This is a genomic window from Rhizobium sp. BK196 (genome assembly GCF_014193255.1).
Lineage (GTDB): Bacteria > Pseudomonadota > Alphaproteobacteria > Rhizobiales > Rhizobiaceae > Rhizobium.
This window is the reverse complement of the sequence record NZ_JACHZB010000003.1, coordinates 310,463-330,527: the sequence shown is the minus strand read 5'-3', so window position 1 is coordinate 330,527 and position 20,065 is coordinate 310,463. Positions and strand designations below refer to the sequence as shown.

Sequence of the window (20,065 nt, the reverse complement as noted above, 5' to 3'; positions counted from 1 at the left end):
CCTCCGCCGGGATGGATCAGTTGGTGCGAACCGTCGCCGTGCCGACGAGGAAATCATGCAGCAGGCGCGAGCGCTCCGTAAATAAGCCAACCAGAAGAATCAGCGGTGTCAGTACCGAATTCAGGATCCAGAACAGCGCCAGATGCGCAATCGCCAGGATGAAGTCCATTGGCCTTCCATCAACGCGCACGATCGCGATACCCATCGCGCGCATGCCCAGCGAAGCCTGTGCAGGGCCGCCGACGGTCATGCCGAAATAAAGACCTGCGACGATGACAAAGAGGGCCGGATAAAGAATGAAGCCGAGCCCCAGCGTGACGATCCCCAGGAAGAACACAACGATCGCCGCCGGAATGCAGAGCAGGGCCACGATGATGTAGTCGAGGATGAAGGCGAAGACGCGACGGCTGAGTACACCGCTATAGGCGCGCCAGTCCTCCGGTGCGGCATAGACCGGGTTGGGATTGTAGCTCATCCATATCTCCCTTCGAAAGACGATGCCGCTGATATGGTATCGTCAGGGGGAAATACAATAATTCGCCCGAAAATCACCTTTTTGCGAGGATTTTCGCCACTTCCGGCGCAAAATAGGTGAGGACGCCGTCGCAGCCGGCGCGTTTGAAGGCAAGCAGCGTTTCCATCATGACCCGCTCGCCGTCGATCCAGCCATTCATCGCCGCAGCCTTGATCTGCGAATATTCGCCGGAGACCTGATAGGCGAAAGTCGGCAGGCCGAAGGCCTCCTTCACTCGCCAGCAGATGTCGATATAGGCAAGCCCCGGCTTCACCATCAGCATGTCGGCGCCTTCGTCGACATCGAGGGCGGCATCGCGGATCGCTTCCGTGCCGTTTGCCGGATTGATGTAATAGCTGTTCTTGTCGCCCTTCAGCAGGCCCTTGGTATTGATCGCCTCGCGATAGGGCCCGTAGAAGCCGGAAGAAAACTTCGTTGCGTAGGACATGATGCCGACATTCTGATGCCCGGCGGCATCGAGCCCACGGCGGATCGCGCCGATGCGCCCGTCCATCATTTCCGAGGGGGCGATGATGTCGGCGCCGGCATCGGCTTGCAGGATCGCCGCCTTGACCACCTGGTCGACCGTCTCGTCATTGACGATCTCGCCATCGCGCAGGATGCCGTCATGCCCGTGGCTGGTGAAGGGGTCGAGCGCCACATCGGTAATAATGCCGATATTGGGCACTGCCTTTTTGATGGCAGCCGTCGTCTGATTGATGAGGTTATTGGCGACGAGGCTGTTCGAGCCTGTCTCGTCGCGCAATTCCATCTCTATATCGGGGAAGGTAGCAAGGGCAGGGATACCGAGATCGGCCGCTTCCTTCGCCGCCTCGACCGCCTTGTCGACGCTCATCCGGTTGACGCCGGGCATGGCCGCGATCGGATCGACGATGCCGGTTCCCGGAACGATGAAGATTGGCCAGATCAGATCGTCGACCGTCAGGCGATTTTCCTGCACAAGCCGGCGCGTCCAGTCGGCCTTGCGGTTGCGCCGCATGCGGCGGTGACCGGTGATTTCATCGACGAGATGCGTCTTGTCCTGCATGATATCTGTCCCTGGGCCATTCCATTTATCGAAGCGGTCATTATCATGCGCCCCGGAAAATCCAAACCGGACGATTGGCCGCGGCGGATGAAAGCCGAATAACTGAAGCCGCAACTCGAGTGTGATGTCCCGCCATGGAAACCGATTCTCCGACGATACCGAAACGGACGCTGACGGATATCCTCTTCATCTTCTTCCTGCGGCTCGTTGCCGTCTCCTGCTTCTGGTTCGGCCTGCAATATTGGGCGATGCTCGTCGGCTACTCGCTTGTCGGCGCCGGCCGCTTCGATCTGTTGAGCCTGCCATGGAAGGTCGCAAGCACCTCGCTTGCCGTTCTTTTCCCGGTCGCCTCGCTCGGCCTCTGGCTCACGGTCTCCTGGGGGCCGGTCATCTGGGTGCTGGCCGCCGGCGGCCAAATCCTCATGTACGGCCTGCTTCCGCAGATCTTCGGCCCCAACCACCTGATCATCCTGCTCCATGTGATCGTCGCCGTCATCTACTGGATTTTCAGGCTTTCCCTGTGGCTGGAGCGACGCCGGCAGCGCCGTCAGGTAAGCGTTGATTTACCCTGATACATCAAGGGGATTTCGTAAGCCTCTGTTAAGCCTGCGGTTTAAGTCGAATTTTATATGTATTCGATAGGGTCTCACTCAAGGCGGGAAGAAAACGACACCGCCAAACAAAACAGTGAGGCAGTCAAATGAACACGAAAATCAAGCCGCAGGCGGCATCGACTTTCCATGCACACGAACAGGGCATCCGTGATCTTTACATGGAATCCCTTCATCTTGTCGAACGTCTTCACCGTCGTCTGCTCGACGTCATCAAGGACGAGTTCGACCGTCAGGGCCGCAGTGACGTCAACGCCATCCAGGCGCTGCTCCTCTTCAACATCGGCAACTCCGAACTGACCGCCGGCGAGCTGCGCTCCCGCGGCTACTATCTCGGCTCGAACGTTTCCTACAACGTCAAGAAGCTGGTCGACCTCGGCTTCATCAACCACCAGCGCTCGCGCATCGACCGCCGCTCGGTCCGTATCAGCCTGACCGAAACCGGCCAGGACATCGCCGAAACGGTGGCCCGGCTCTACGAACGCCACATCGCCTCGATCGACAAGGTTGGTGGCATCGGCACGGATGAGTTTACGCAGATGAACAAGCTGCTTCAGCGTCTTGACCGTTTCTGGAACGATCAGATTTTGTATAGATTGTAATGGTTTAATCGAGTGGCAATGCTTGCTTGGCAGTGGGACTAAAGCGCGCGGCAGGCATCAAATAGTACCAAGAAGCACGCGATCGCAGCTAGCTGCGTTACAATTGCGTGCCAGTAAACCGACCTCCATCGGCACTTAGAGCGCGCGCGGCTTTCCCTCCGCGACGCGCTTTTCTGCTGCTGTACCCCGATCACTTTCTGACACGGCCACGCGCCGCTCTGTCCCCTTTTGAGCGCCGCCGTTGGCAACGCGCGCCTCGGACGCTTAGAGATCGTACCGGCTGACGATTTCCTCAGCCAGACGCCGATGCTCTTCGGTTGATTGGTAGAAATGGATTTCGGTCTGAAAGGCGGGCCACTGGCCCGCTTGTCGTATCAGAAATACTACTTCGGCCTCGACCGTCTCGATTTCTCGCTCGTTCCGGCCCTCAGCGTCTACATGTTCCCAAACATCCAACACCGCATATGCACCGTGATGACGCCAAGCGTATCCGTAATAGCCATGACTTCCGGCGGCTTTCCAACCGTAGGAGAGCCGCTGCCGCATGCTCCTCTTGGTGATCCCGACGTAGATCGGCTTATTGTCGATACTGGCGATATAAAGCTTCGGTTGCAGGGATTTAGCTATTCCGGAAAAGCGAGAGGAGCCCTGCAAACATTGGACGGTGAACGCTTCCGGCGTATAGGCTAGCTCGTATCGTTCAGGCCCGGCTATATTCATATAAGTCGCCGTAGTTAGAGGAGTGGGCGGTCGTTCGGACCTTTCATCTTGGACCACCAAGGTAGGATCTGGGTGACATCTATGGGGAACGGCTTGCGCGTAAGCACTACGCCGCAATCCCTCGTTAGCTCAGACAACCCGTAACCTTCGTATTTTTCTGTAACGGCATGGCCTAAAACCTCCATAAAGCCGTCTGTTTCTGTCTGAGCGAAACTGTCGTTCAGTTCTTGTATCGACGCAAAAACAACCAACCGCATATCTGCTTCGATAATATCGGGATCGGAAGCAGCTAGCTGCCTAGCCCGTTCAAGCGCTGATCGTCGAAGTTTGGTGGCCATCTGCATCCAGCTGTCCATCGTAAGGACGATTCCGTATGCGGTGGCAGATACTGTGTTGGCGGAGTAGACTCCCTGACGCGCGTGCGAGAAAAACCGCCATAGCTGAAAGATTCCTTTGACGACCTGCTCGAATCCTTGCTTCGCCGCAATCGCCGGATTATCCGAAAATTGGGCTTCGAAGGTGAGCTTGGTTGCCTTGCATTCGATCGCTATCGTGATCTGATCGCCGTCTCTGATAAGGCAGTCCGGGGGATCTACAAACGTCGCCTTACTCCGTCCGTATGGCTTGCCTTTCAGAGCCTGAAAGCGCGAATGGTAAGCTTCTACAAGCTTTCTCACGTAGTCCTCAAAACGGGCGTTGGCCTCAGTCATCAAGCGAGTTGGGCCTCGCTTGATGTCGTAGTAGAGCCCGGCGGTAGCCCGGTTCATGATAAGTGGCGGCAAAGGCGCAGTGTAAATTAAACTTCGGTGGCTAACGCGGATGATCGGATGTTGGCGTAAAACGCTTGGCATATATGCCGTTCGCATTGGCGTCCCGAGACTTCTCACCGAATCTGCGTTCATCTTAGTCGCCTTCGCGCGAGCCTCGATAAGCCCGATACTGTGTAAAGCAAGCGTTCTTGCCATATCGTCCTGCGACAAACCAAGCGCGGAGGTATCAGGTTCAGTGAGCCAAGGCTTTTCTAGGAGGAGTCCGAACAGGGCAACGCTTAAGTACAAGAAATTCGAAACTGAGATGCCGTTCTTCTCTTCGAAAAACTCTCCGCACTCGCCCTGCCCATAGACATAGGCGTAGCGGTAAAGCTGCTCGGTGTTGTATCCGCGCTGCCATGCAAATTGCCTCTGGCCAATCCGATACATTTCCTCCCAGATGTTGTCGGCTGTTCCCGTCATCCCGTACTCGCCGTTTTCCAACTCCCGCAGCAAGTTGACCAATACGCCGAGCGACTCAAACCGAGTGAGGTTCGTATATTTATAGCGGCCGGTACGTGGTCGATCCTTTGGAGTCGAAAGAAGTGACGTAACGATTGTTTCAAGCTCCCATGGGTGGATGGCGTACTCGTCGAACCTTCGCTTTCCGATCACTGCTTCCTTGGGGAACGTTATGTATCTGGCAGCGAGCTTGGCTTTTCCAGACTGGAGCGCGTTCACGGCCCATATGAGTGTCAGCGCGTTTACGTCATTCGACCGCTCCAGCCACTCGCGATAGCGATTCCGGACAATTCTGAGTTTGAAGCGGGAGGTCGAATGTTCCATGCCAGACGAATACCAGAAGTGGTAGCCGAGATTCGAGAGGCAGGCCGCCGTTATCCCATGAGTAATTCCGTAGGTCGCCATTGGGGCCTTGGCCGAGCAGCCACTTCTGGAACGATCAGATCCTGTACCGCCTCTGGGTCCGAGACTTCAGGGTTGACGAAAATCCACGCCTCGCTTTCACCGCTCGCCTCTGCGTGGCATCTTTGCAACGCAAGCCAGCCAACCACAAAGCCCGGTATTCAAGCCGTTTTTTAGTCGTTATTAACCGGCACGGTTTACCCGTTATATGGTTCGGTGCATGCGGTTTCCGGCAACCGGCAGTCTGTCTTCCGGCCCGGCAACACGAATTGGCCATATTGATGTGACAGCGGAATATTCGATAGCCGGCGTCCTCGATGGACCATTGGCGCCATCCAGGTTGCTCGCGATCTTGTGATGGGACTGGCGGAATTTCCAGGTGCGCCGGAAGAACGAACAGATAGGGATCTGCGTTAAAGCGCAGGATATCGCAAAGGGCCGCGGCTTCCTCCACCGTGGCATTGAGTGGTTGGGACGAATGTCTAAAAAGAACGGAATTGAAGCTCTCTCGCGCCGCGCCTTTCTGGCGTCGGCGGCAACGGTCGGTGCCGGCGCGCTTGCCGCACCCGCATTCGCGCAATCGGCGCTCGATGGGCTCCTGAATGCCCCGAAACGCGGCAACTGGGATGACCAGTTCGACGCCAAGGCTGCCTCGCGCACTGCGACTGCCGTTCTCTCCAATACGCCGATCCTCAGCCCGCAATCAGTGCCGAGCACCCAGCAGGCGATCATGCAATATCAGCAGATCGCGTCCGCCGGCGGCTGGCCGGAGGTCAATCCGGGTGACCAGCGCCTGCAGCTCGGTGTCAGTTCCCCCACCGTCCAGGCGCTGCGCCAGCGTCTGGCGATCACCGGCGACCTGCCGCGTGAGGCGGGCCTCTCCAACGCCTTCGATTCCTATGTCGACGGCGCCGTCAAGCGTTTCCAGGCCCGTCACGGCCTGCCGGCCGATGGTGTGCTCGGCGAATTCACGCTGAAAGCGATGAACATCCCGGCCGATGTGCGCCTGCAGCAGCTGAACACCAACCTGATCCGCATTCAGACTTTCCCGGAAGACATGGGCCGCCGTCACCTGATGGTCAACATTCCGGCCGCCTATGTGGAAGCCGTTGAAGATGGCAGCGTTGCGACCCGCCATACCGCGGTCGTCGGCCGCCTCAGCCGCCCGACGCATATCGTCAACTCCAAGGTCTATGAAGTCATCCTGAACCCGTATTGGACGGCGCCGCGCTCGATCGTCGAGAAGGACATCATGCCGCTGATGCGCAAGGATCCGACCTATCTCGAAAAGAACGCAATCCGCCTGATCGACGGCAAGGGCAACGAAGTCGCCCCTGAGACAGTAGACTGGAACGGCGAGGCGCCGAACCTGATGTTCCGTCAGGATCCGGGCAAGATCAACGCCATGGCCTCCACGAAGATCAACTTCTACAACAAGAACGGCGAGTACATGCACGACACGCCGCAGCAGGGCCTGTTCAACAAGCTCATGCGCTTCGAATCTTCAGGCTGCGTGCGCGTCCAGAATGTCCGCGACCTGTCGACATGGCTGCTGCGCGAGACCCCTGGCTGGAGTCGTCAGCAGATGGAGCAGGTGATCGCAAGCGGCGTCAACACGCCGATCAAGCTTGCCGTCGAAGTTCCCGTTTATTTCGTTTATATCTCGGCCTGGGGCATGCCTGACGGCGTCGTCCAGTTCCGCGACGACATCTACCAGATGGACGGCAATGCCGAACTGGCGCTCGACACCACCGCAGGCATGGAGCAGCCGGTACAATAAGTCCGGCGTATGGAGTTCACGCAAAGCCGCGCCATGTGCGCGGCTTTTTTCATTGCCGCAAGGCGATATCAGACGCAAACTGTTCGGCCCGCGCGCTTAGCCCAGCAAATGTCGTTCTTCGTATTGCCCTCGCATCGGTGGAAGGCTAATACCTTGCCGCATCCCAGTGAAGGAGCCAGCCCATGACCAATGCTTCCACCGAATCCTTCTTCAATCGCTCGCTTGCGGACGTCGATCCGGAAATCTTTGGCGCGATCGGAAAGGAACTCGGTCGTCAACGGCATGAGATCGAACTGATCGCATCCGAGAACATCGTTTCCCGCGCCGTTCTGGAAGCCCAGGGCTCCATCATGACAAACAAATATGCCGAGGGCTATCCCGGCAAGCGCTACTACGGTGGCTGCCAGTTCGTCGATATCGCCGAGGAACTCGCCATCGAGCGCGCCAAGAAGCTCTTCGGCGTCAACTTCGCCAACGTTCAGCCGAATTCCGGTTCGCAGATGAACCAGGCCGTGTTTCTTGCGCTGCTGCAGCCGGGCGACACCTTCATGGGTCTCGACCTGAATTCCGGCGGTCACTTGACGCACGGTTCGCCGGTCAACATGTCCGGCAAATGGTTCAACGTCGTGTCCTACGGCGTGCGCGAGGGCGATAACCTGCTCGATATGGACGACGTCGAGCGTAAGGCCAAAGAACACAAGCCGAAACTGATCATCGCCGGCGGCACGGCCTATTCCCGTATCTGGGACTGGAAGCGTTTCCGCGAGATCGCTGACTCGGTCGGCGCCTACCTGATGGTCGACATGGCCCACATCGCCGGTCTCGTCGCTGGTGGCGTGCATCCGTCGCCGTTCCCGCACTGCCATGTTGCGACGACCACGACCCACAAGTCGCTCCGCGGTCCGCGCGGCGGCGTTATCCTGACGAATGACGAGGATCTGGCCAAGAAGTTCAACTCGGCCGTCTTCCCTGGTCTCCAGGGTGGTCCGCTGATGCACATCATCGCCGCCAAGGCCGTTGCCTTCGGGGAAGCCCTGCAGCCCTCCTTCAAGGAATATGCCGCCCAGGTCGTCAAGAACGCCAAGGCGCTGGCCGAAACACTTGTCGCCGGCGGCCTCGACGTCGTCTCCGGCGGTACGGACAACCACCTGATGCTGGTCGACCTGCGCAAGAAGAATGCCACCGGCAAGCGCGCAGAAGCCGCGCTCGGCCGCGCCTACATCACCTGCAACAAGAACGGAATCCCGTTCGATCCTGAAAAGCCCTTCGTCACCTCGGGCGTGCGCCTTGGCGCCCCGGCCGGCACGACACGCGGCTTCAAGGAAGCGGAATTCCGCGAAATCGGTAACCTCATCGTCGAGGTTCTCGATGGCTTGAAGGTTGCTAATTCCGATGAGGGCAATGCTGCCGTCGAAGCTGCCGTCCGCGGCAAGGTGGTGAATCTGACCGACCGCTTCCCCATGTATGATTACATGGGCTAGAGCGCACAAAGGTCGCTCTAACTCTTTAAGTCGACGCATCAGGCTTTCCGAAAATCGGTTCCGATTTTCGGGCCGATGCTGAAGGAGAAGGCATGCGCTGCCCCTATTGCGGTTCGGAAGATACGCAGGTCAAGGATTCACGCCCGGCGGAGGATAACACCTCCATCCGCCGGCGCCGCATCTGTCCTGATTGCGGCGGTCGCTTTACGACCTTCGAGCGCGTGCAGCTGCGCGAACTGATGGTCACGAAGAAGACCGGCAGAAAGGTTCCCTTCGACCGCGATAAGCTGGTCAGGTCCTTCGATGTGGCATTGCGCAAGCGGCCCGTCGATCGCGACCGTATCGAGCGCGCTGTCTCCGGTATCGTGCGGCGACTGGAGAGTTCGGGCGAGACGGAAATCTCCTCCGAACAGATCGGCCTGCAGGTTCTGGAAGCATTAAAGGGCCTCGATGATGTCGGCTTCGTGCGCTACGCGTCGGTCTATCGTGATTTTTCGCATGCCGAGGATTTCGAAAAACTGATCGCCGAGCTCAACGCCAAAATCGCCGGCGATCCGCTGGACGTATGACCATGGGCGAGGGGATCGCGCGGCCTGAGGACGAACGCTTCATGGCAGCCGCGATCCGCCTGTCGCGATGGCACACGGGCCAGACGTCCACCAATCCATCCGTCGGCTGTGTCATCGTTCGCGATGGCGTGATCGTCGGTCGGGCCGTGACGGCACACGGCGGTCGCCCGCATGCCGAGCCGCAGGCGCTCGCCGAAGCCGGTGAACTTGCCCGCGGTGCAACCGCCTATGTCACGCTCGAACCCTGCTCGCATCACGGCAAGACACCGCCTTGCGCCGAAGCCCTGATCGCCTACGGCGTCGGGCGCGTCGTCATTAGCGTGACCGATCCCGATATCAGGGTATCCGGCCGCGGCATTTCCATGCTGCGCGATGCCGGCATCGAAGTCACGACAGGCGTGCTGGAGGAACAAGGAAGGCAATCGCTCGCTGGATACCTCACCCGCCAGACGAAGAACCGCCCCTATGTGACTCTCAAGCTTGCCGTTTCCGCCGATGGCATGATCGGCCGCAAGGGAGTAGGGCAGGTGGCGATAACTGGTCCGGAAGCCCGCGCCCAGGTCCAGGCGCTGCGGGCCGAAACCGATGCCATCCTTGTCGGCATCGGCACGGCGATATCAGACGATCCGCTGCTGACGGTGCGGACACCGGGTCTCGAGGTGCAATCGCCTGTTCGCATCGTGCTCGATCCGATGCTGGCGCTACCGCTGACGAGCAAGCTCGTCGAGACGGCGCGGGAAGTGCCCGTTATTGTGGTGGCAAGTGAAGATGGATCGCCGTTGGGGACAGAGGGGGGTAACACACCCACCGAACCCGCCGCGATCGACTCCCGCCACGCCGCTCTCGAAGCCGCCGGCGTCGAAGTCCTCTACTGCAATCCCTATCATCCTGAAGTCCTGCTGCTGGCGCTTGCCACACGCGGCATCTCTTCACTCCTCGTCGAAGGCGGTGCGAAAACCGCGAAACTTTTCCTCGAAGCCGGCCTCGTCGATCGCATCCAGCTTTATCAGGGCCCTGTCGTCATCGGTGACGGTGGTATTGAATCCCCGCTGCAGCCAACCGACATACCATCCGGTTTCGCCCACAGGGGCACTTACATATTTGGCGCGGATCGCCTGGACGAATACGAAAGAGAGAATTGATGTTTACCGGAATTATCACTGATATCGGCACGATCGAATCCGTTGCGCCTTTGAAAGAAGGCATCAAGCTTCGCGTCACGACGAATTACGACCCGGCGACCATCGATATGGGCGCTTCCATCTCTCATTCCGGCATCTGCCTGACCGTGACCGGCTTGCCGCAGGAGGGCAGCAACGGCCGCTGGTTTGAGGTGGAGGCATGGGAGGAGGCTCTACGCCTCACCACTATTTCCACCTGGGAGGCGGGCAGCCATATCAATCTCGAACGTTCGCTGAAAATCGGTGACGAGCTTGGCGGCCATATCGTCTCCGGCCATGTCGATGGCAAGGCCGAGATCCTGTCTGTGACGGAAGAAGGCGATGCCACTCGTTTCCGCCTGCGCGCACCAGCTCATCTCGCGAAGTTCGTGGCACCTAAGGGTTCGATTGCGCTCGACGGCACGTCGCTAACCGTCAACGCCGTCGATGGCACGGATTTCGACGTGCTCTTGATCCGCCACACGCTGGAGGTCACGACCTGGGGCGAACGCAAGGCCGGCGACTTCGTCAACTTCGAGGTCGACACGATGGCGCGGTATGCCGCCCGCCTCGCGGAGTTTCCTAGCGCGAAAACTGAATGATCGGGCCGTTATAGTCAGTTCGCGCCGTTTCTCGGAAGCCAAGCTTTTCGGCGAGCTTCAGTGACGGCGCATTGTCCGGGCTGATGATGCAAGTCATTGGCCGTCCTGGAAACTGCGTTTCACCCCAGCCGATGATCGCCTTCAGGGCTTCTGTGGCGTAACCTTTGCCGTGGGTGGAAGGCAGCAAGGCCCAGCCTACCTCCATCGTGCCTTCGATCGACGGCTCCATGTCACGCTTGGCTTCGAGGAAACCTGCTTCGCCGATGAAACGGCCGCTTTCTTTTTCTTCGAGCGCGAAGAACCCGAAGCCCACGTGATGCCACATGCCGGCAATCCGCAGCAGCCGTGCCCAACTCTGCTCACGGGTGGAGGGCACGCCTGTGATGAAGCGCACGACATTCTCGTCACGCCAGAGCTCGAAATGCGCGTCGAAATCGTCGCGCCGATGTGCGCGCAGAATGAGCCGCCGGGTTTCCAGTGTCGGAATATCGATCATGAAAATCTGCTCTGAAATGGAGTTGCGATGACGGAGCGGATATCAGAGGCCCGGTTCGCCATCCCAGTAATCGAGCGTGTTCTCGCCTCGGCCGATATGGCCGAAGGAACTGCCGTCGCGGTTGGTCTTGGCGAGAAACTTGCCGGAATCGGGATATTCGCAGATCTCGGTCTTCGCCTTGGTCGATAGGCCCAGATAGATCAGCGGCGTCGATCCGGTATTGATGATCTGATGAGCTGTTTCCGCCCCGCCCGAAGGGGCACCCAGCACGTCGCCCTTCTTGATCGGATAGCGATGGTTGCCGAACCGATATTCGCCCGTACCCTCTATGATATAGAAGAGCTCGTCTTCCACATGATGGTTGTGAAAAGGGCAGCCGGATTTGCCTGGTGGTACTTCGCTGTAGCTGATGCCGAGATTGGAAAGTCCAAGGTCTTTTCCGAAAGACGTATCGTGGCTTTCGAAGAACGTTCCCTTCGTCCAGTGTTCAAGGGAGAGATCGGCCGTGTTGATGACCGGCTTAACATTTGTCGGCATAGAGTTCTTCGTTTTGACGAGAAGACACTCTTATCCGGCGGAAAATGCAACAGTGATTTCGAGAAAAGTCGGGTATGGGCGGCGAGGAATCAGCCGTCCATACCCGCCTTCCAAGTCGGCGGCCTCAGCGAACGTAGAACGTAATGCTGCCATCGGCTGCCTGTTCGGCATTCACGACATTGCGGATATTGACGCCTTCATTGTTGAGCTTGTGTGCCAGCGACCTGTTGGCGTCGATGGAGGCCTGGATGGCATGTACGGCGCTTTGCGGGCGCTGGAGGACGGAGCGCGGACCGGTGTTTTCGTCGTCGAGATTGTGCCAGTCATAGACGGGCCGGACGTCTAAGTCGCCCTGGAAGGTGCGAAGCGTCTGCTCGATACCCTGTGCGGTATTCATGCCAAGACTTTCGGCCCGGCTGACGCCGGCAAATGCAAGGGAGGAGAAAGCGGCGGCAAAAGCGATTTTGGAAACGCGGTTCATAAGTGTATCCTTTCGTCTGCTGTGACGGTCGGCTGTCGTTGCAGGGGATCGTTGGCGTTACGACTGAGATTTGGCGCTGCAGCATCATCGTTTCAATGGCATAAGCCACTGAAAACAAATTACAAATTATTCACGAAGGCCGCCTTTGATTCGCCGTTTTCACGTCACTCGGCTAAGCATGTTTTTTGCGCCGTTGCTCTTGGCAAAACCGGACTCCGCTATCTCATTGCAGATATTTTATCTTTCCTCTTGGGGCGCCGCCCGAATTTGCTTGCCATTCGCTCGAAGGCATGTTTTGACCGCGGCCTGCCCGAGTGGAAAACGCCCCTCCAACCGAAGGTGAACCATGCCGAAAGAGACCGCTCCCCATATTTTGATCGTCGAAGCGCGCTTCTATGACGACATGGCCGATGCTCTTCTGGAAGGCGCGACCTTCGCGCTGAAAGAAGCGGGTGCTACGTATGACGTCGTTACCGTGCCCGGTGCGCTGGAAATTCCGGCGACGATTGCCATGGCGCTCGATGGCGCGGATAATGATGGCACGCAGTATGACGGTTTTGTCGCGCTCGGCATGGTCATCCGCGGCGAGACCTATCATTTCGACATCGTGTCGAACGAGTCCTCGCGCGCTCTGATGGATCTCGCCGTCAGCGAGTCACTTGCCATCGGCAACGGCATCCTGACGGTCGAGAACGATGAACAGGCATGGGCGCGCGCGCGCCGTTCGGACAAGGACAAGGGCGGTTTCGCCGCCCGTGCAGCTCTCACCATGATCGAGCTGAAGAAGAAGCTGGGTGCATAAAGAATGACTGACGAAAATACCGAACGACTGGTCAAGGCTGCCAACCAGCGGGGCGCTGCACGCCTCGCGGCTGTGCAGGCGCTCTATCAGATGGATATCGGCGGCACCGGCGTTCTGGAAATCGTAGCGGAATACGAGGCGCATCGCCTCGGCCAGGAACTTGACGGCGAAACCTATCTGAAGGCCGATGCCGGCTGGTTCCGCTCGATCGTCTCGGGCGTCGTGCGCGACCAGCTCCGCCTCGACCCGCTGATCGCCTCTGCCCTGCAGGACGACTGGGCCTTGTCGCGTCTCGATAGCACCGTACGCGCCATCCTGCGCGCCGGCGTTTTCGAACTCGTCGACCGCAAGGACGTGCCGGTCGCCGTCATCGTTACCGAATATGTCGAGATCGCTCGTGCCTTCTTCGACGACGATGAGCCCAAGCTCGTCAACGCCGTTCTGGACCGCATCGCCAAGCAAGTGCGCGGCGACCAGAAGAAGTAGGCACTTAGCCCCCAAACAATCCCTCCCGTTCTTTCTGCGGTACTGCAAGGCTTTTGAAGTTTTGCAGTCTTGACGCGACGTTATCGACCACGCAATCTCCGCTCGCCTGTTGAGCGTTTCTGTGGAGAGGAGTCGATTCAACGGCATTCGTCGCCGGAGAAGGAGTGAGTTCCGGCTTATGGGAGGAAAGAGCGAATGACCATTCTTTTATTGGTAATCGCATGTGGCCTGCTCTCGGTGGTCTATGCCATCTGGGCAACCCGGTCGGTGCTTGCAGCCGATCAGGGCAACAGCCGCATGCAGGAGATCGCGGGCTATATCCGCGAGGGCGCCCAGGCCTATCTGACGCGTCAGTATAGAACCATTGCCATCGTAGGCATTGTTGTTTTCATTGCAGCATGGCTGCTTCTTTCCGCCACGGCCGCGATCGGGTTCCTGATCGGCGCCGTCCTCTCAGGTGCTGCCGGCTTCATCGGTATGCACGTCTCCGTCCGCGCCAATGTGCGCACCGCCCAGGCAGCATCCGCCAGCCTCAAGGCCGGCCTGGATATTGCCTTCAAGTCGGGCGCGATCACCGGCATGCTGGTTGCCGGTCTCGCGCTGCTCGGCGTCTCCATCTATTATTACGTGCTGACGATAGTGCTCGGACACGAGCCCGGCTCGCGTGAGGTCATCGACTCCCTCGTGGCGCTCGGCTTCGGCGCATCGCTGATCTCGATCTTCGCCCGTCTCGGCGGCGGCATCTTTACGAAGGGTGCCGATGTCGGCGGCGACCTCGTCGGCAAGGTAGAGGCCGGCATTCCGGAAGACGACCCGCGCAACCCGGCAACCATTGCCGACAACGTCGGCGACAATGTCGGCGATTGCGCCGGCATGGCAGCCGACCTCTTCGAAACCTACGCGGTGTCCGTGGTCGCAACGATGGTTCTGGCGGCAATCTTCTTTGCCGGCGCACCCGTTCTGCAGTCTGCGATGATCTATCCGCTGGCAATCTGCGGCGCCTGCATCATTACCTCGATCGTCGGCACCTTCTTCGTCAAGCTCGGCCCGAACGGCTCGATCATGGGCGCCCTCTACAAGGGCCTCATCGTGACAGGCCTTCTGTCGATCGTCGGTCTCGGTGCCGCGACTTCGCTGACGGTTGGCTGGGGTTCGCTCGGGCAGGTCGCCGGCTTTGAGGTAACGGGCACGAAGCTCTTCGTATGCGGTCTCGTCGGTCTGGTCGTCACCGCGCTGATCGTCGTCATCACGGAATATTATACCGGCACAGGCAAACGCCCGGTCGTCTCGATCGCTCAAGCATCGGTAACCGGCCATGGCACCAACGTCATCCAGGGCCTCGCAGTATCCCTGGAATCGACGGCGCTGCCGGCAATCGTTATCGTCGGTGGCATTCTTGCGACCTATCAGCTCGGCGGCCTCTTCGGCACCGGCATCGCGGTCACCGCCATGCTCGGCCTTGCCGGCATGATCGTTGCGCTCGATGCTTTCGGCCCGGTCACCGACAATGCCGGCGGCATCGCCGAAATGTCCCACCTGCCGCCGGAAGTGCGCAAGTCCACCGACGCGCTCGATGCCGTCGGCAACACGACGAAGGCCGTCACCAAGGGTTATGCGATCGGTTCGGCCGGCCTCGGCGCTCTGGTGCTCTTTGCGGCCTATGCGAACGACCTGCAATATTTTGCCGCGCATCCGGATCAATATCCGTATTTCCAGAATATCGGCTCGATCTCCTTCGATCTGTCCAACCCCTATGTCGTCGCCGGTCTGCTGTTCGGCGGCCTTATTCCCTATCTTTTCGGCGGCATCGCCATGACCGCTGTCGGCCGTGCCGCCGGCGCGATCGTCGAGGAAGTGCGTAAGCAGTTCCGTGAAAAGCCGGGCATCATGCAGGGCACGGAAAAGCCGGATTATGGCCGCGCCGTCGATCTTCTGACCAAGGCCGCGATCCGCGAAATGATCATTCCGTCGCTGCTGCCGGTGCTGGCGCCCGTTATCGTCTATTTCGGCGTACTTATCATCTCCGGCTCCAAGGCGTCGGCCTTTGCAGCACTTGGCGCATCGCTGCTTGGCGTCATCATCAACGGCCTCTTCGTCGCAATTTCGATGACCTCGGGTGGCGGTGCATGGGACAATGCCAAGAAGAGCTTCGAAGACGGCTTTGTCGACAAGGATGGTGTCCGCCATATGAAGGGCTCGGATGCTCACAAGGCATCGGTGACCGGTGATACCGTCGGCGACCCCTACAAGGATACGGCCGGACCCGCGGTCAACCCGGCGATCAAGATCACCAACATCGTGGCATTGCTGCTGCTGGCGATTCTCGCGCATTAAGATGCGCTAGCCAACGATACGAGAAACCCGCCGGATCGCTCCGGCGGGTTTTTCTGTATGGGACAGCTTGCCTTAACGCAGGCTGGACGGGTTCTGCGGCGTGCCGCCGGCACCGCCACCGAACAGGCTGCGGGCCGCATTCGCCGCGCTGCCGCCGGACAGCATCTGCTGCAGGAAGGTGAGTTCGCGGCCGCCGGTCGGCGTAACGCGCGAAATCGTGTCGAATACCTTGCCGTCCTGGAGGGTATAATTGGCGCGGCGCGTCACGACGCCATCCTTGTCGAAATAGATGGCGAGAATGCTCTGGTCGGTGACGCGCAGCTTCTGGTAGGCCATCGAGCGCTGGCGGCGCTGCGAGATGTAATAGAAGACTTCGCCGTCGAAGGTTGCCGTCGTGGACGGTGTGCCGAGCGACAGCAGCACCTGCTCGCGGCTGGAACCCTCGGGCACCAGCGCCAGCGACTGTTGGTCGACGATATAACCGCCGTTCAGCACGGTGCTCGTCTGGCAGCCTGAAAGGGCAGTGGTGGAGGCGATTATGATGGCAATGGCCGCATTGCTGAAGAATTTCATGTCTGACTTGAAATACCGTTTCTTCAACGACATCTACTCCCTTGAGTATCGATAGCAGCCATTCCAAATACTGCGTGCTTCCTCCTGCAAAACCATTGTGGCCATTCCGGGGTCGAATTCTCCCGATCCGCCTCGTTGTGCACCGGAGCGCACCTGTCCCGAAACCGGCCACGAACAGCATTGCAATTCGCGCCTGCTTCGGTAAACCAGCTTTCGAAATCATGCAACAAGGCCCGGTGCCGCTTGGCGCTAAGAATGTGGCATTTCCGGAAAAAACAAATGATCTTCGGGCTCTTCGGTAAGAGAAACAGCAACCAGACCATCGTCGAGCGGCAATATGCGGCTCTTACGGCCGCTGCCCGCATGCCGGAGCTCTACGAGCGCCTTGACGTGCCCGATACCGTCATGGGCCGCTTCGAGATGCTGTCGATAGCCATGATCCTATTTTTCCGCCGCACCCGCACGTCCGGGACGAGCGGCCAGGAGATCGCCCAGGAGATCGTTGACGCCTTTTTTGAGGATATCGATTATTCGATTCGCGAACTCGGCATCGGCGACAACAGCGTGCCGAAGCGCATGAAGAAGCTGGCTGGGATGTTTTACGGCCGGCTGGAAGCCTATTCGAAGGCGCTGGATGCCGGTGACGTTGCCGCCCTTTCCGCGGCCCTTCAGCGCAATATTTATCCCGAAGCCGCCGAGCCTGCAGATATGAGCGGCCTGGCGCACTGGATGATGGCGGCGGAATCCCATCTTTCGGCCATTCCCGAAGAGACGATCGCCACCGGTTCGGCGACGATTCCCGAGGTCGCCTGAGGAGAAGAATCATGAAGAAAGATCTGAGCGAGATTCCCTTTTCCTATCCCATCAAAGTTGGCCATATTTCCGCCAATCCCGTGGAAGTGCGCGTAGCCGCGGACAAGGAAGAGCTGAAGGCGCTGGCCGAAAGCTGGAACGTCGTGTCGGTGGGCAATCTCCATGCCGATCTGCAGATCAACAGGTGGAAGCGCGACGGCATACGCGTCAAAGGGCGCGTGCAGGCGAAGATCGTCCAGGCCTGTGTCGTCACGCTCGAGCCGGTCGAATCCGACATCGATGAGACATTCGAGCAGATCTTCGTGCCGGAAAATTCCAAGCTCGCCCGTCATCCTGCCAATGATGCCGGCGAAATGGTGCTCGATCCTGATGGTCCCGACCTGCCGGAGACCTTTACCGGCGATACGATCGATGCCGGCGAGATCGTCGCAGAATTCGCAGCACTTGCCATCGATCCTTATCCGCGCAAGGAAGGTGCAGAGTTCGCGGCCCATATCGAGGATACGGGCGAAAATGACCGGAAGCCCTCTGCATTCGCCGTGCTCAAGGACTGGAAAAAGGACTGAAGCATCTCCGGCATTTGCCACAATTCAGTTGTAAGCGACGCCAAAACCGGTATTTTGGCCGAAATTTCGTCCTTGAGGCGAAAGAGAAGGATCAGGGACGCGTGATCAGAATATCTCTCGACCTCATGGGTGGCGACTTTGGTCCCCAGGTTGTCATCCCCGGTGCTGCCAAGGCGCTGGACAGGCACCCGGATATTTCCTTCGTCTTTTACGGCATCAAGGAACAGTGCGACCCGGTTCTGGCGAAGTTTCCCAAGCTCAGGGAAAAGTCGACCTTTCACGATTGCGAACTTGCCGTCAGCATGGAAGAGAAGCCGAGCCAGGCGCTGCGCCGCGGCCGCTATGTCTCTACCATGTGGCGCACGATCGAAGCGGTGAAGTCGGGCGAGGCCGATGTTGCCGTTTCCGCCGGCAACACCGGCGCGCTCATGGCAATGGCCAAGTTCTGTCTGCGCACGATGGCCAATATCGAACGCCCGGCGATCGCCGCCATCTGGCCGACGATGAAGGGCGAAAGCATCGTGCTCGATGTCGGCGCCACGATCGGCGCCGATTCGCAGCAGCTGATGGATTTTGCTCTCATGGGCGGCGCCATGGCGCGCGCGCTCTTCGAGCTGGAGCGTCCGACCGTCGGTCTGCTGAACGTTGGCGTCGAGGAAATCAAAGGCCAGGAAGAGGTCAAGGAGGCCGGTCGCCTGCTGCGCGAGGCCAATCTCGATTCGCTCGAATATTCCGGCTTCGTCGAAGGCGACGATCTCGGCAAGGGTACGGTCGATGTGGTGGTGACGGAAGGCTTTTCCGGCAATATCGCGCTGAAGGCGGCCGAAGGCACGGCCCGGCAGATCGCGGCCTATCTGCGCGCCGCCATGTCGCGCACTCTGCTTGCCCGAATCGGCTACCTCTTCGCCAAGAGCGCCTTCGACATGCTGCGTGAGAAGCTCGATCCGAGCAAGGTCAATGGCGGCGTATTCCTCGGCCTGAATGGCATCGTCATCAAGAGCCACGGCGGGGCGAATGCCGAAGGCATAGCCGCGGCCATCGAAGTCGGTTATGACATGTCCAAGAATGGCCTGACCCAGAAAATAGAAAACGATCTTAAAAAATATCATGCCAAGCGGCTGCCCCCTTTGGGGCCCGAGGCCGCGTGAGCGACGGGGTTCAAAGCAATATGATCCGATCAGTGGTTCGTGGTTTCGGGGCTGCGCTGCCGAAACGCGTGATGACCAACCGTGAAATGGAAGGTGTCGTCGACACGTCGGACGAATGGATCGTCCAGCGTACCGGTATCCGGCAGCGCTACATAGCCGGCGATGGCGAAACGACGGCGTCGCTAGGCGAAGCGGCAGCGCGTGCGGCGCTCGCAAATGGTGGCCTGACGCCCGACGATATCGACGTCATAATCTGTGCCACCTCCACGCCTGACAACACCTTCCCAGCGACGGCAGTCAACATCCAGAATCGCCTCGGCATGGCGCATGGCTTCGCCTTTGACGTTCAGGCCGTCTGCACCGGCTTCGTCTACGCTGTGACGACGGCGGACGCCTATATCCGTGGCGGACTTGCCAAGCGTGTGCTCGTCATTGGTGCCGAGACCTTCTCCCGCATCCTTGACTGGAATGATCGCACCACATGCGTGCTTTTCGGCGACGGCGCCGGCGCGGTCGTACTGGAAGCGGCCGAAGGCGAGGGGACGGCGGCAGACCGTGGCGTGCTGACCGCGCATTTGCGCTCCGACGGCTCGCACAAGGAAAAACTCTACGTCGACGGCGGTCCGTCCTCGACGGGTACGGTCGGCAAACTGCGCATGGAAGGCCGCGAGGTCTTCAAATATGCCGTGGGCATGATTACCGACGTCATCCAGGCCGCTTTCGATTCGACCGGAACGACCTCTGAGGATCTCGACTGGCTGGTCCCTCACCAGGCCAATCGCCGCATCATCGACGGTTCGGCCAAGAAGCTGAACATTGCCCCGGAAAAGGTGGTCGTCACCGTGGACCTGCACGGCAATACGTCCGCTGCCTCCATTCCGCTGGCACTTGCGACGGCAGCAGGCGACGGACGCATCAAGAAGGGCGACCTCGTGATGCTGGAAGCCATGGGTGGCGGCTTCACCTGGGGCGCGGTTTTGCTGCGCTGGTAGGCGCAAATCCTAAAAAACTGGCGGCGAACAAGAGCTTGACCGTGAGGCACAAGACAAATAATCTTTGCCCACTTTCA

At 59.2% G+C, this 20,065-nt stretch carries 21 protein-coding genes and 1 pseudogene; 14 read left to right on the top strand and 8 right to left on the bottom strand.

The window, feature by feature from the left end; genetic code table 11:
* Positions 1–16: 16 nt before the first annotated feature.
* Together FHT78_RS12775 and hemB are read right to left on the bottom strand one after the other, a co-directional pair.
* A complete protein-coding gene (locus tag FHT78_RS12775) occupies positions 17–475 on the bottom strand; it encodes an RDD family protein (protein WP_183744103.1) in 459 nt (152 codons plus the stop codon).
* 73 nt (positions 476–548) lie between these two features.
* Positions 549–1,562, bottom strand: a complete 1,014-nt coding sequence (hemB, locus tag FHT78_RS12770; protein WP_183744100.1) for a porphobilinogen synthase — start codon at positions 1,560–1,562, stop codon at positions 549–551.
* Positions 1,563–1,696: 134 nt separating this feature from the next.
* On the opposite strand from hemB, the gene FHT78_RS12765 reads away from it, so the two are divergent.
* Together FHT78_RS12765 and FHT78_RS12760 are read left to right on the top strand one after the other, a co-directional pair.
* The gene (locus FHT78_RS12765) at positions 1,697–2,134 is read left to right on the top strand and encodes a DUF6163 family protein (RefSeq protein ID WP_183744097.1); all 438 of its coding nucleotides are present in this window, start codon (positions 1,697–1,699) and stop codon (positions 2,132–2,134) included.
* Between the two features lie 128 nt (positions 2,135–2,262).
* Entirely contained in the window at positions 2,263–2,775 is a 513-nt protein-coding gene (locus tag FHT78_RS12760; protein WP_112544669.1) for a MarR family winged helix-turn-helix transcriptional regulator, read from the top strand.
* Between the two features lie 264 nt (positions 2,776–3,039).
* Here the strand turns inward: FHT78_RS12760 and FHT78_RS12755 are convergent, their stop codons facing one another.
* Complete coding sequence (locus FHT78_RS12755; protein WP_183744094.1) at positions 3,040–3,495, bottom strand: hypothetical protein; 456 nt, start codon at positions 3,493–3,495, stop codon at positions 3,040–3,042.
* Positions 3,496–3,509: 14 nt separating this feature from the next.
* On the bottom strand, positions 3,510–5,171 hold the full coding sequence (locus tag FHT78_RS12750; RefSeq protein WP_183744091.1) for a hypothetical protein: 1,662 nt from the start codon (positions 5,169–5,171) through the stop codon (positions 3,510–3,512).
* Positions 5,172–5,646: 475 nt separating this feature from the next.
* Here FHT78_RS12750 and FHT78_RS12745 point away from each other — a divergent pair, with 475 nt between their 5' ends.
* From FHT78_RS12745 to FHT78_RS12725, 5 genes are all read left to right on the top strand, one after another.
* The gene (locus FHT78_RS12745) at positions 5,647–6,948 is read left to right on the top strand and encodes a L,D-transpeptidase family protein (protein WP_183744089.1); all 1,302 of its coding nucleotides are present in this window, start codon (positions 5,647–5,649) and stop codon (positions 6,946–6,948) included.
* A 182-nt stretch (positions 6,949–7,130) separates the two neighbouring features.
* Positions 7,131–8,429 carry a serine hydroxymethyltransferase gene (glyA, locus tag FHT78_RS12740; protein WP_183744086.1) on the top strand — a complete coding sequence of 433 codons (1,299 nt, stop codon included), beginning with the start codon at positions 7,131–7,133 and terminating at the stop codon, positions 8,427–8,429.
* A gap of 92 nt (positions 8,430–8,521) precedes the next feature.
* Positions 8,522–8,998, top strand: a complete 477-nt coding sequence (gene nrdR, locus FHT78_RS12735; RefSeq protein WP_183744083.1) for a transcriptional regulator NrdR — start codon at positions 8,522–8,524, stop codon at positions 8,996–8,998.
* Between the two features lie 2 nt (positions 8,999–9,000).
* The gene (ribD, locus tag FHT78_RS12730; RefSeq protein WP_183744080.1) at positions 9,001–10,140 is read left to right on the top strand and encodes a bifunctional diaminohydroxyphosphoribosylaminopyrimidine deaminase/5-amino-6-(5-phosphoribosylamino)uracil reductase RibD; all 1,140 of its coding nucleotides are present in this window, start codon (positions 9,001–9,003) and stop codon (positions 10,138–10,140) included.
* Entirely contained in the window at positions 10,140–10,760 is a 621-nt protein-coding gene (locus FHT78_RS12725) for a riboflavin synthase (protein ID WP_183744078.1), read from the top strand. Before ribD ends, FHT78_RS12725 begins: the two co-directional genes overlap by 1 nt.
* Here FHT78_RS12725 and FHT78_RS12720 read toward each other — a convergent pair.
* The 3 genes from FHT78_RS12720 to FHT78_RS12710 all read right to left on the bottom strand — a co-directional run bounded on the left by FHT78_RS12720 (position 10,741) and on the right by FHT78_RS12710 (position 12,274).
* The gene (locus FHT78_RS12720; RefSeq protein WP_183744075.1) at positions 10,741–11,256 is read right to left on the bottom strand and encodes a GNAT family N-acetyltransferase; all 516 of its coding nucleotides are present in this window, start codon (positions 11,254–11,256) and stop codon (positions 10,741–10,743) included. The two genes, FHT78_RS12725 and FHT78_RS12720, sit on opposite strands and share 20 nt — an antisense overlap.
* Positions 11,257–11,298: 42 nt before the next feature.
* Positions 11,299–11,793 (bottom strand): cupin domain-containing protein, encoded by a 495-nt coding sequence (locus FHT78_RS12715; RefSeq protein WP_183744072.1) that lies wholly within the window; start codon positions 11,791–11,793, stop codon positions 11,299–11,301.
* A 124-nt stretch (positions 11,794–11,917) separates the two neighbouring features.
* Positions 11,918–12,274, bottom strand: coding sequence for a hypothetical protein (locus FHT78_RS12710; protein WP_183744070.1), 357 nt, complete (start codon positions 12,272–12,274; stop codon positions 11,918–11,920).
* Positions 12,275–12,620: 346 nt separating this feature from the next.
* Here FHT78_RS12710 and ribH point away from each other — a divergent pair, with 346 nt between their 5' ends.
* The 3 genes from ribH to FHT78_RS12695 all read left to right on the top strand — a co-directional run bounded on the left by ribH (position 12,621) and on the right by FHT78_RS12695 (position 15,896).
* Positions 12,621–13,076, top strand: a complete 456-nt coding sequence (gene ribH, locus FHT78_RS12705; RefSeq protein ID WP_183744067.1) for a 6,7-dimethyl-8-ribityllumazine synthase — start codon at positions 12,621–12,623, stop codon at positions 13,074–13,076.
* 3 nt (positions 13,077–13,079) lie between these two features.
* Positions 13,080–13,562: a transcription antitermination factor NusB gene (gene nusB, locus FHT78_RS12700; RefSeq protein ID WP_183744064.1), complete on the top strand. Its 483-nt coding sequence runs from the start codon at positions 13,080–13,082 to the stop codon at positions 13,560–13,562.
* A 195-nt stretch (positions 13,563–13,757) separates the two neighbouring features.
* Positions 13,758–15,896: a sodium-translocating pyrophosphatase gene (locus tag FHT78_RS12695; protein ID WP_183744061.1), complete on the top strand. Its 2,139-nt coding sequence runs from the start codon at positions 13,758–13,760 to the stop codon at positions 15,894–15,896.
* A 72-nt stretch (positions 15,897–15,968) separates the two neighbouring features.
* On the opposite strand, the gene FHT78_RS12690 is transcribed toward FHT78_RS12695, so the two are convergent.
* On the bottom strand, positions 15,969–16,502 hold the full coding sequence (locus tag FHT78_RS12690) for an outer membrane protein assembly factor BamE (RefSeq protein ID WP_183744058.1): 534 nt from the start codon (positions 16,500–16,502) through the stop codon (positions 15,969–15,971).
* A 188-nt stretch (positions 16,503–16,690) separates the two neighbouring features.
* Between FHT78_RS12690 and FHT78_RS12685 the strand changes: the two are divergent.
* The 4 genes and pseudogenes from FHT78_RS12685 to FHT78_RS12670 all read left to right on the top strand — a co-directional run bounded on the left by FHT78_RS12685 (position 16,691) and on the right by FHT78_RS12670 (position 19,988).
* Positions 16,691–17,282: pseudogene (locus FHT78_RS12685) on the top strand (ubiquinol-cytochrome C chaperone family protein).
* Positions 17,283–17,293: 11 nt separating this feature from the next.
* Positions 17,294–17,848: a DUF177 domain-containing protein gene (locus tag FHT78_RS12680; protein WP_183744052.1), complete on the top strand. Its 555-nt coding sequence runs from the start codon at positions 17,294–17,296 to the stop codon at positions 17,846–17,848.
* Between the two features lie 101 nt (positions 17,849–17,949).
* Positions 17,950–18,996, top strand: a complete 1,047-nt coding sequence (gene plsX / locus FHT78_RS12675; RefSeq protein ID WP_183744049.1) for a phosphate acyltransferase PlsX — start codon at positions 17,950–17,952, stop codon at positions 18,994–18,996.
* 20 nt (positions 18,997–19,016) lie between these two features.
* Positions 19,017–19,988 (top strand): beta-ketoacyl-ACP synthase III, encoded by a 972-nt coding sequence (locus FHT78_RS12670; RefSeq protein WP_183744046.1) that lies wholly within the window; start codon positions 19,017–19,019, stop codon positions 19,986–19,988.
* Positions 19,989–20,065: the final 77 nt, after the last annotated feature.

Excerpts from the sequence above, each read along its gene's own strand:
- FHT78_RS12745 (WP_183744089.1), top strand. The coding sequence starts at position 5,647 with ATGTCTAAAAAGAACGGAATTGAAGCTCTCTCGCGCCGCGCCTTTCTG.
- FHT78_RS12755 (WP_183744094.1), bottom strand. The coding sequence starts at position 3,495 with ATGAATATAGCCGGGCCTGAACGATACGAGCTAGCCTATACGCCGGAA.
- FHT78_RS12680 (WP_183744052.1), top strand. The coding sequence starts at position 17,294 with ATGAAGAAAGATCTGAGCGAGATTCCCTTTTCCTATCCCATCAAAGTT.
- FHT78_RS12760 (WP_112544669.1), top strand. The coding sequence starts at position 2,263 with ATGAACACGAAAATCAAGCCGCAGGCGGCATCGACTTTCCATGCACAC.
- FHT78_RS12710 (WP_183744070.1), bottom strand. The coding sequence starts at position 12,274 with ATGAACCGCGTTTCCAAAATCGCTTTTGCCGCCGCTTTCTCCTCCCTT.
- ribH (WP_183744067.1), top strand. The coding sequence starts at position 12,621 with ATGCCGAAAGAGACCGCTCCCCATATTTTGATCGTCGAAGCGCGCTTC.
- FHT78_RS12690 (WP_183744058.1), bottom strand. The coding sequence starts at position 16,502 with ATGTCGTTGAAGAAACGGTATTTCAAGTCAGACATGAAATTCTTCAGC.
- FHT78_RS12695 (WP_183744061.1), top strand. The coding sequence starts at position 13,758 with ATGACCATTCTTTTATTGGTAATCGCATGTGGCCTGCTCTCGGTGGTC.
- FHT78_RS12670 (WP_183744046.1), top strand. The coding sequence starts at position 19,017 with ATGATCCGATCAGTGGTTCGTGGTTTCGGGGCTGCGCTGCCGAAACGC.
- FHT78_RS12765 (WP_183744097.1), top strand. The coding sequence starts at position 1,697 with ATGGAAACCGATTCTCCGACGATACCGAAACGGACGCTGACGGATATC.
- hemB (WP_183744100.1), bottom strand. The coding sequence starts at position 1,562 with ATGCAGGACAAGACGCATCTCGTCGATGAAATCACCGGTCACCGCCGC.
- glyA (WP_183744086.1), top strand. The coding sequence starts at position 7,131 with ATGACCAATGCTTCCACCGAATCCTTCTTCAATCGCTCGCTTGCGGAC.
- FHT78_RS12750 (WP_183744091.1), bottom strand. The coding sequence starts at position 5,171 with ATGGCGACCTACGGAATTACTCATGGGATAACGGCGGCCTGCCTCTCG.
- FHT78_RS12720 (WP_183744075.1), bottom strand. The coding sequence starts at position 11,256 with ATGATCGATATTCCGACACTGGAAACCCGGCGGCTCATTCTGCGCGCA.
- FHT78_RS12775 (WP_183744103.1), bottom strand. The coding sequence starts at position 475 with ATGAGCTACAATCCCAACCCGGTCTATGCCGCACCGGAGGACTGGCGC.
- nusB (WP_183744064.1), top strand. The coding sequence starts at position 13,080 with ATGACTGACGAAAATACCGAACGACTGGTCAAGGCTGCCAACCAGCGG.
- ribD (WP_183744080.1), top strand. The coding sequence starts at position 9,001 with ATGGGCGAGGGGATCGCGCGGCCTGAGGACGAACGCTTCATGGCAGCC.
- nrdR (WP_183744083.1), top strand. The coding sequence starts at position 8,522 with ATGCGCTGCCCCTATTGCGGTTCGGAAGATACGCAGGTCAAGGATTCA.
- FHT78_RS12715 (WP_183744072.1), bottom strand. The coding sequence starts at position 11,793 with ATGCCGACAAATGTTAAGCCGGTCATCAACACGGCCGATCTCTCCCTT.
- FHT78_RS12725 (WP_183744078.1), top strand. The coding sequence starts at position 10,140 with ATGTTTACCGGAATTATCACTGATATCGGCACGATCGAATCCGTTGCG.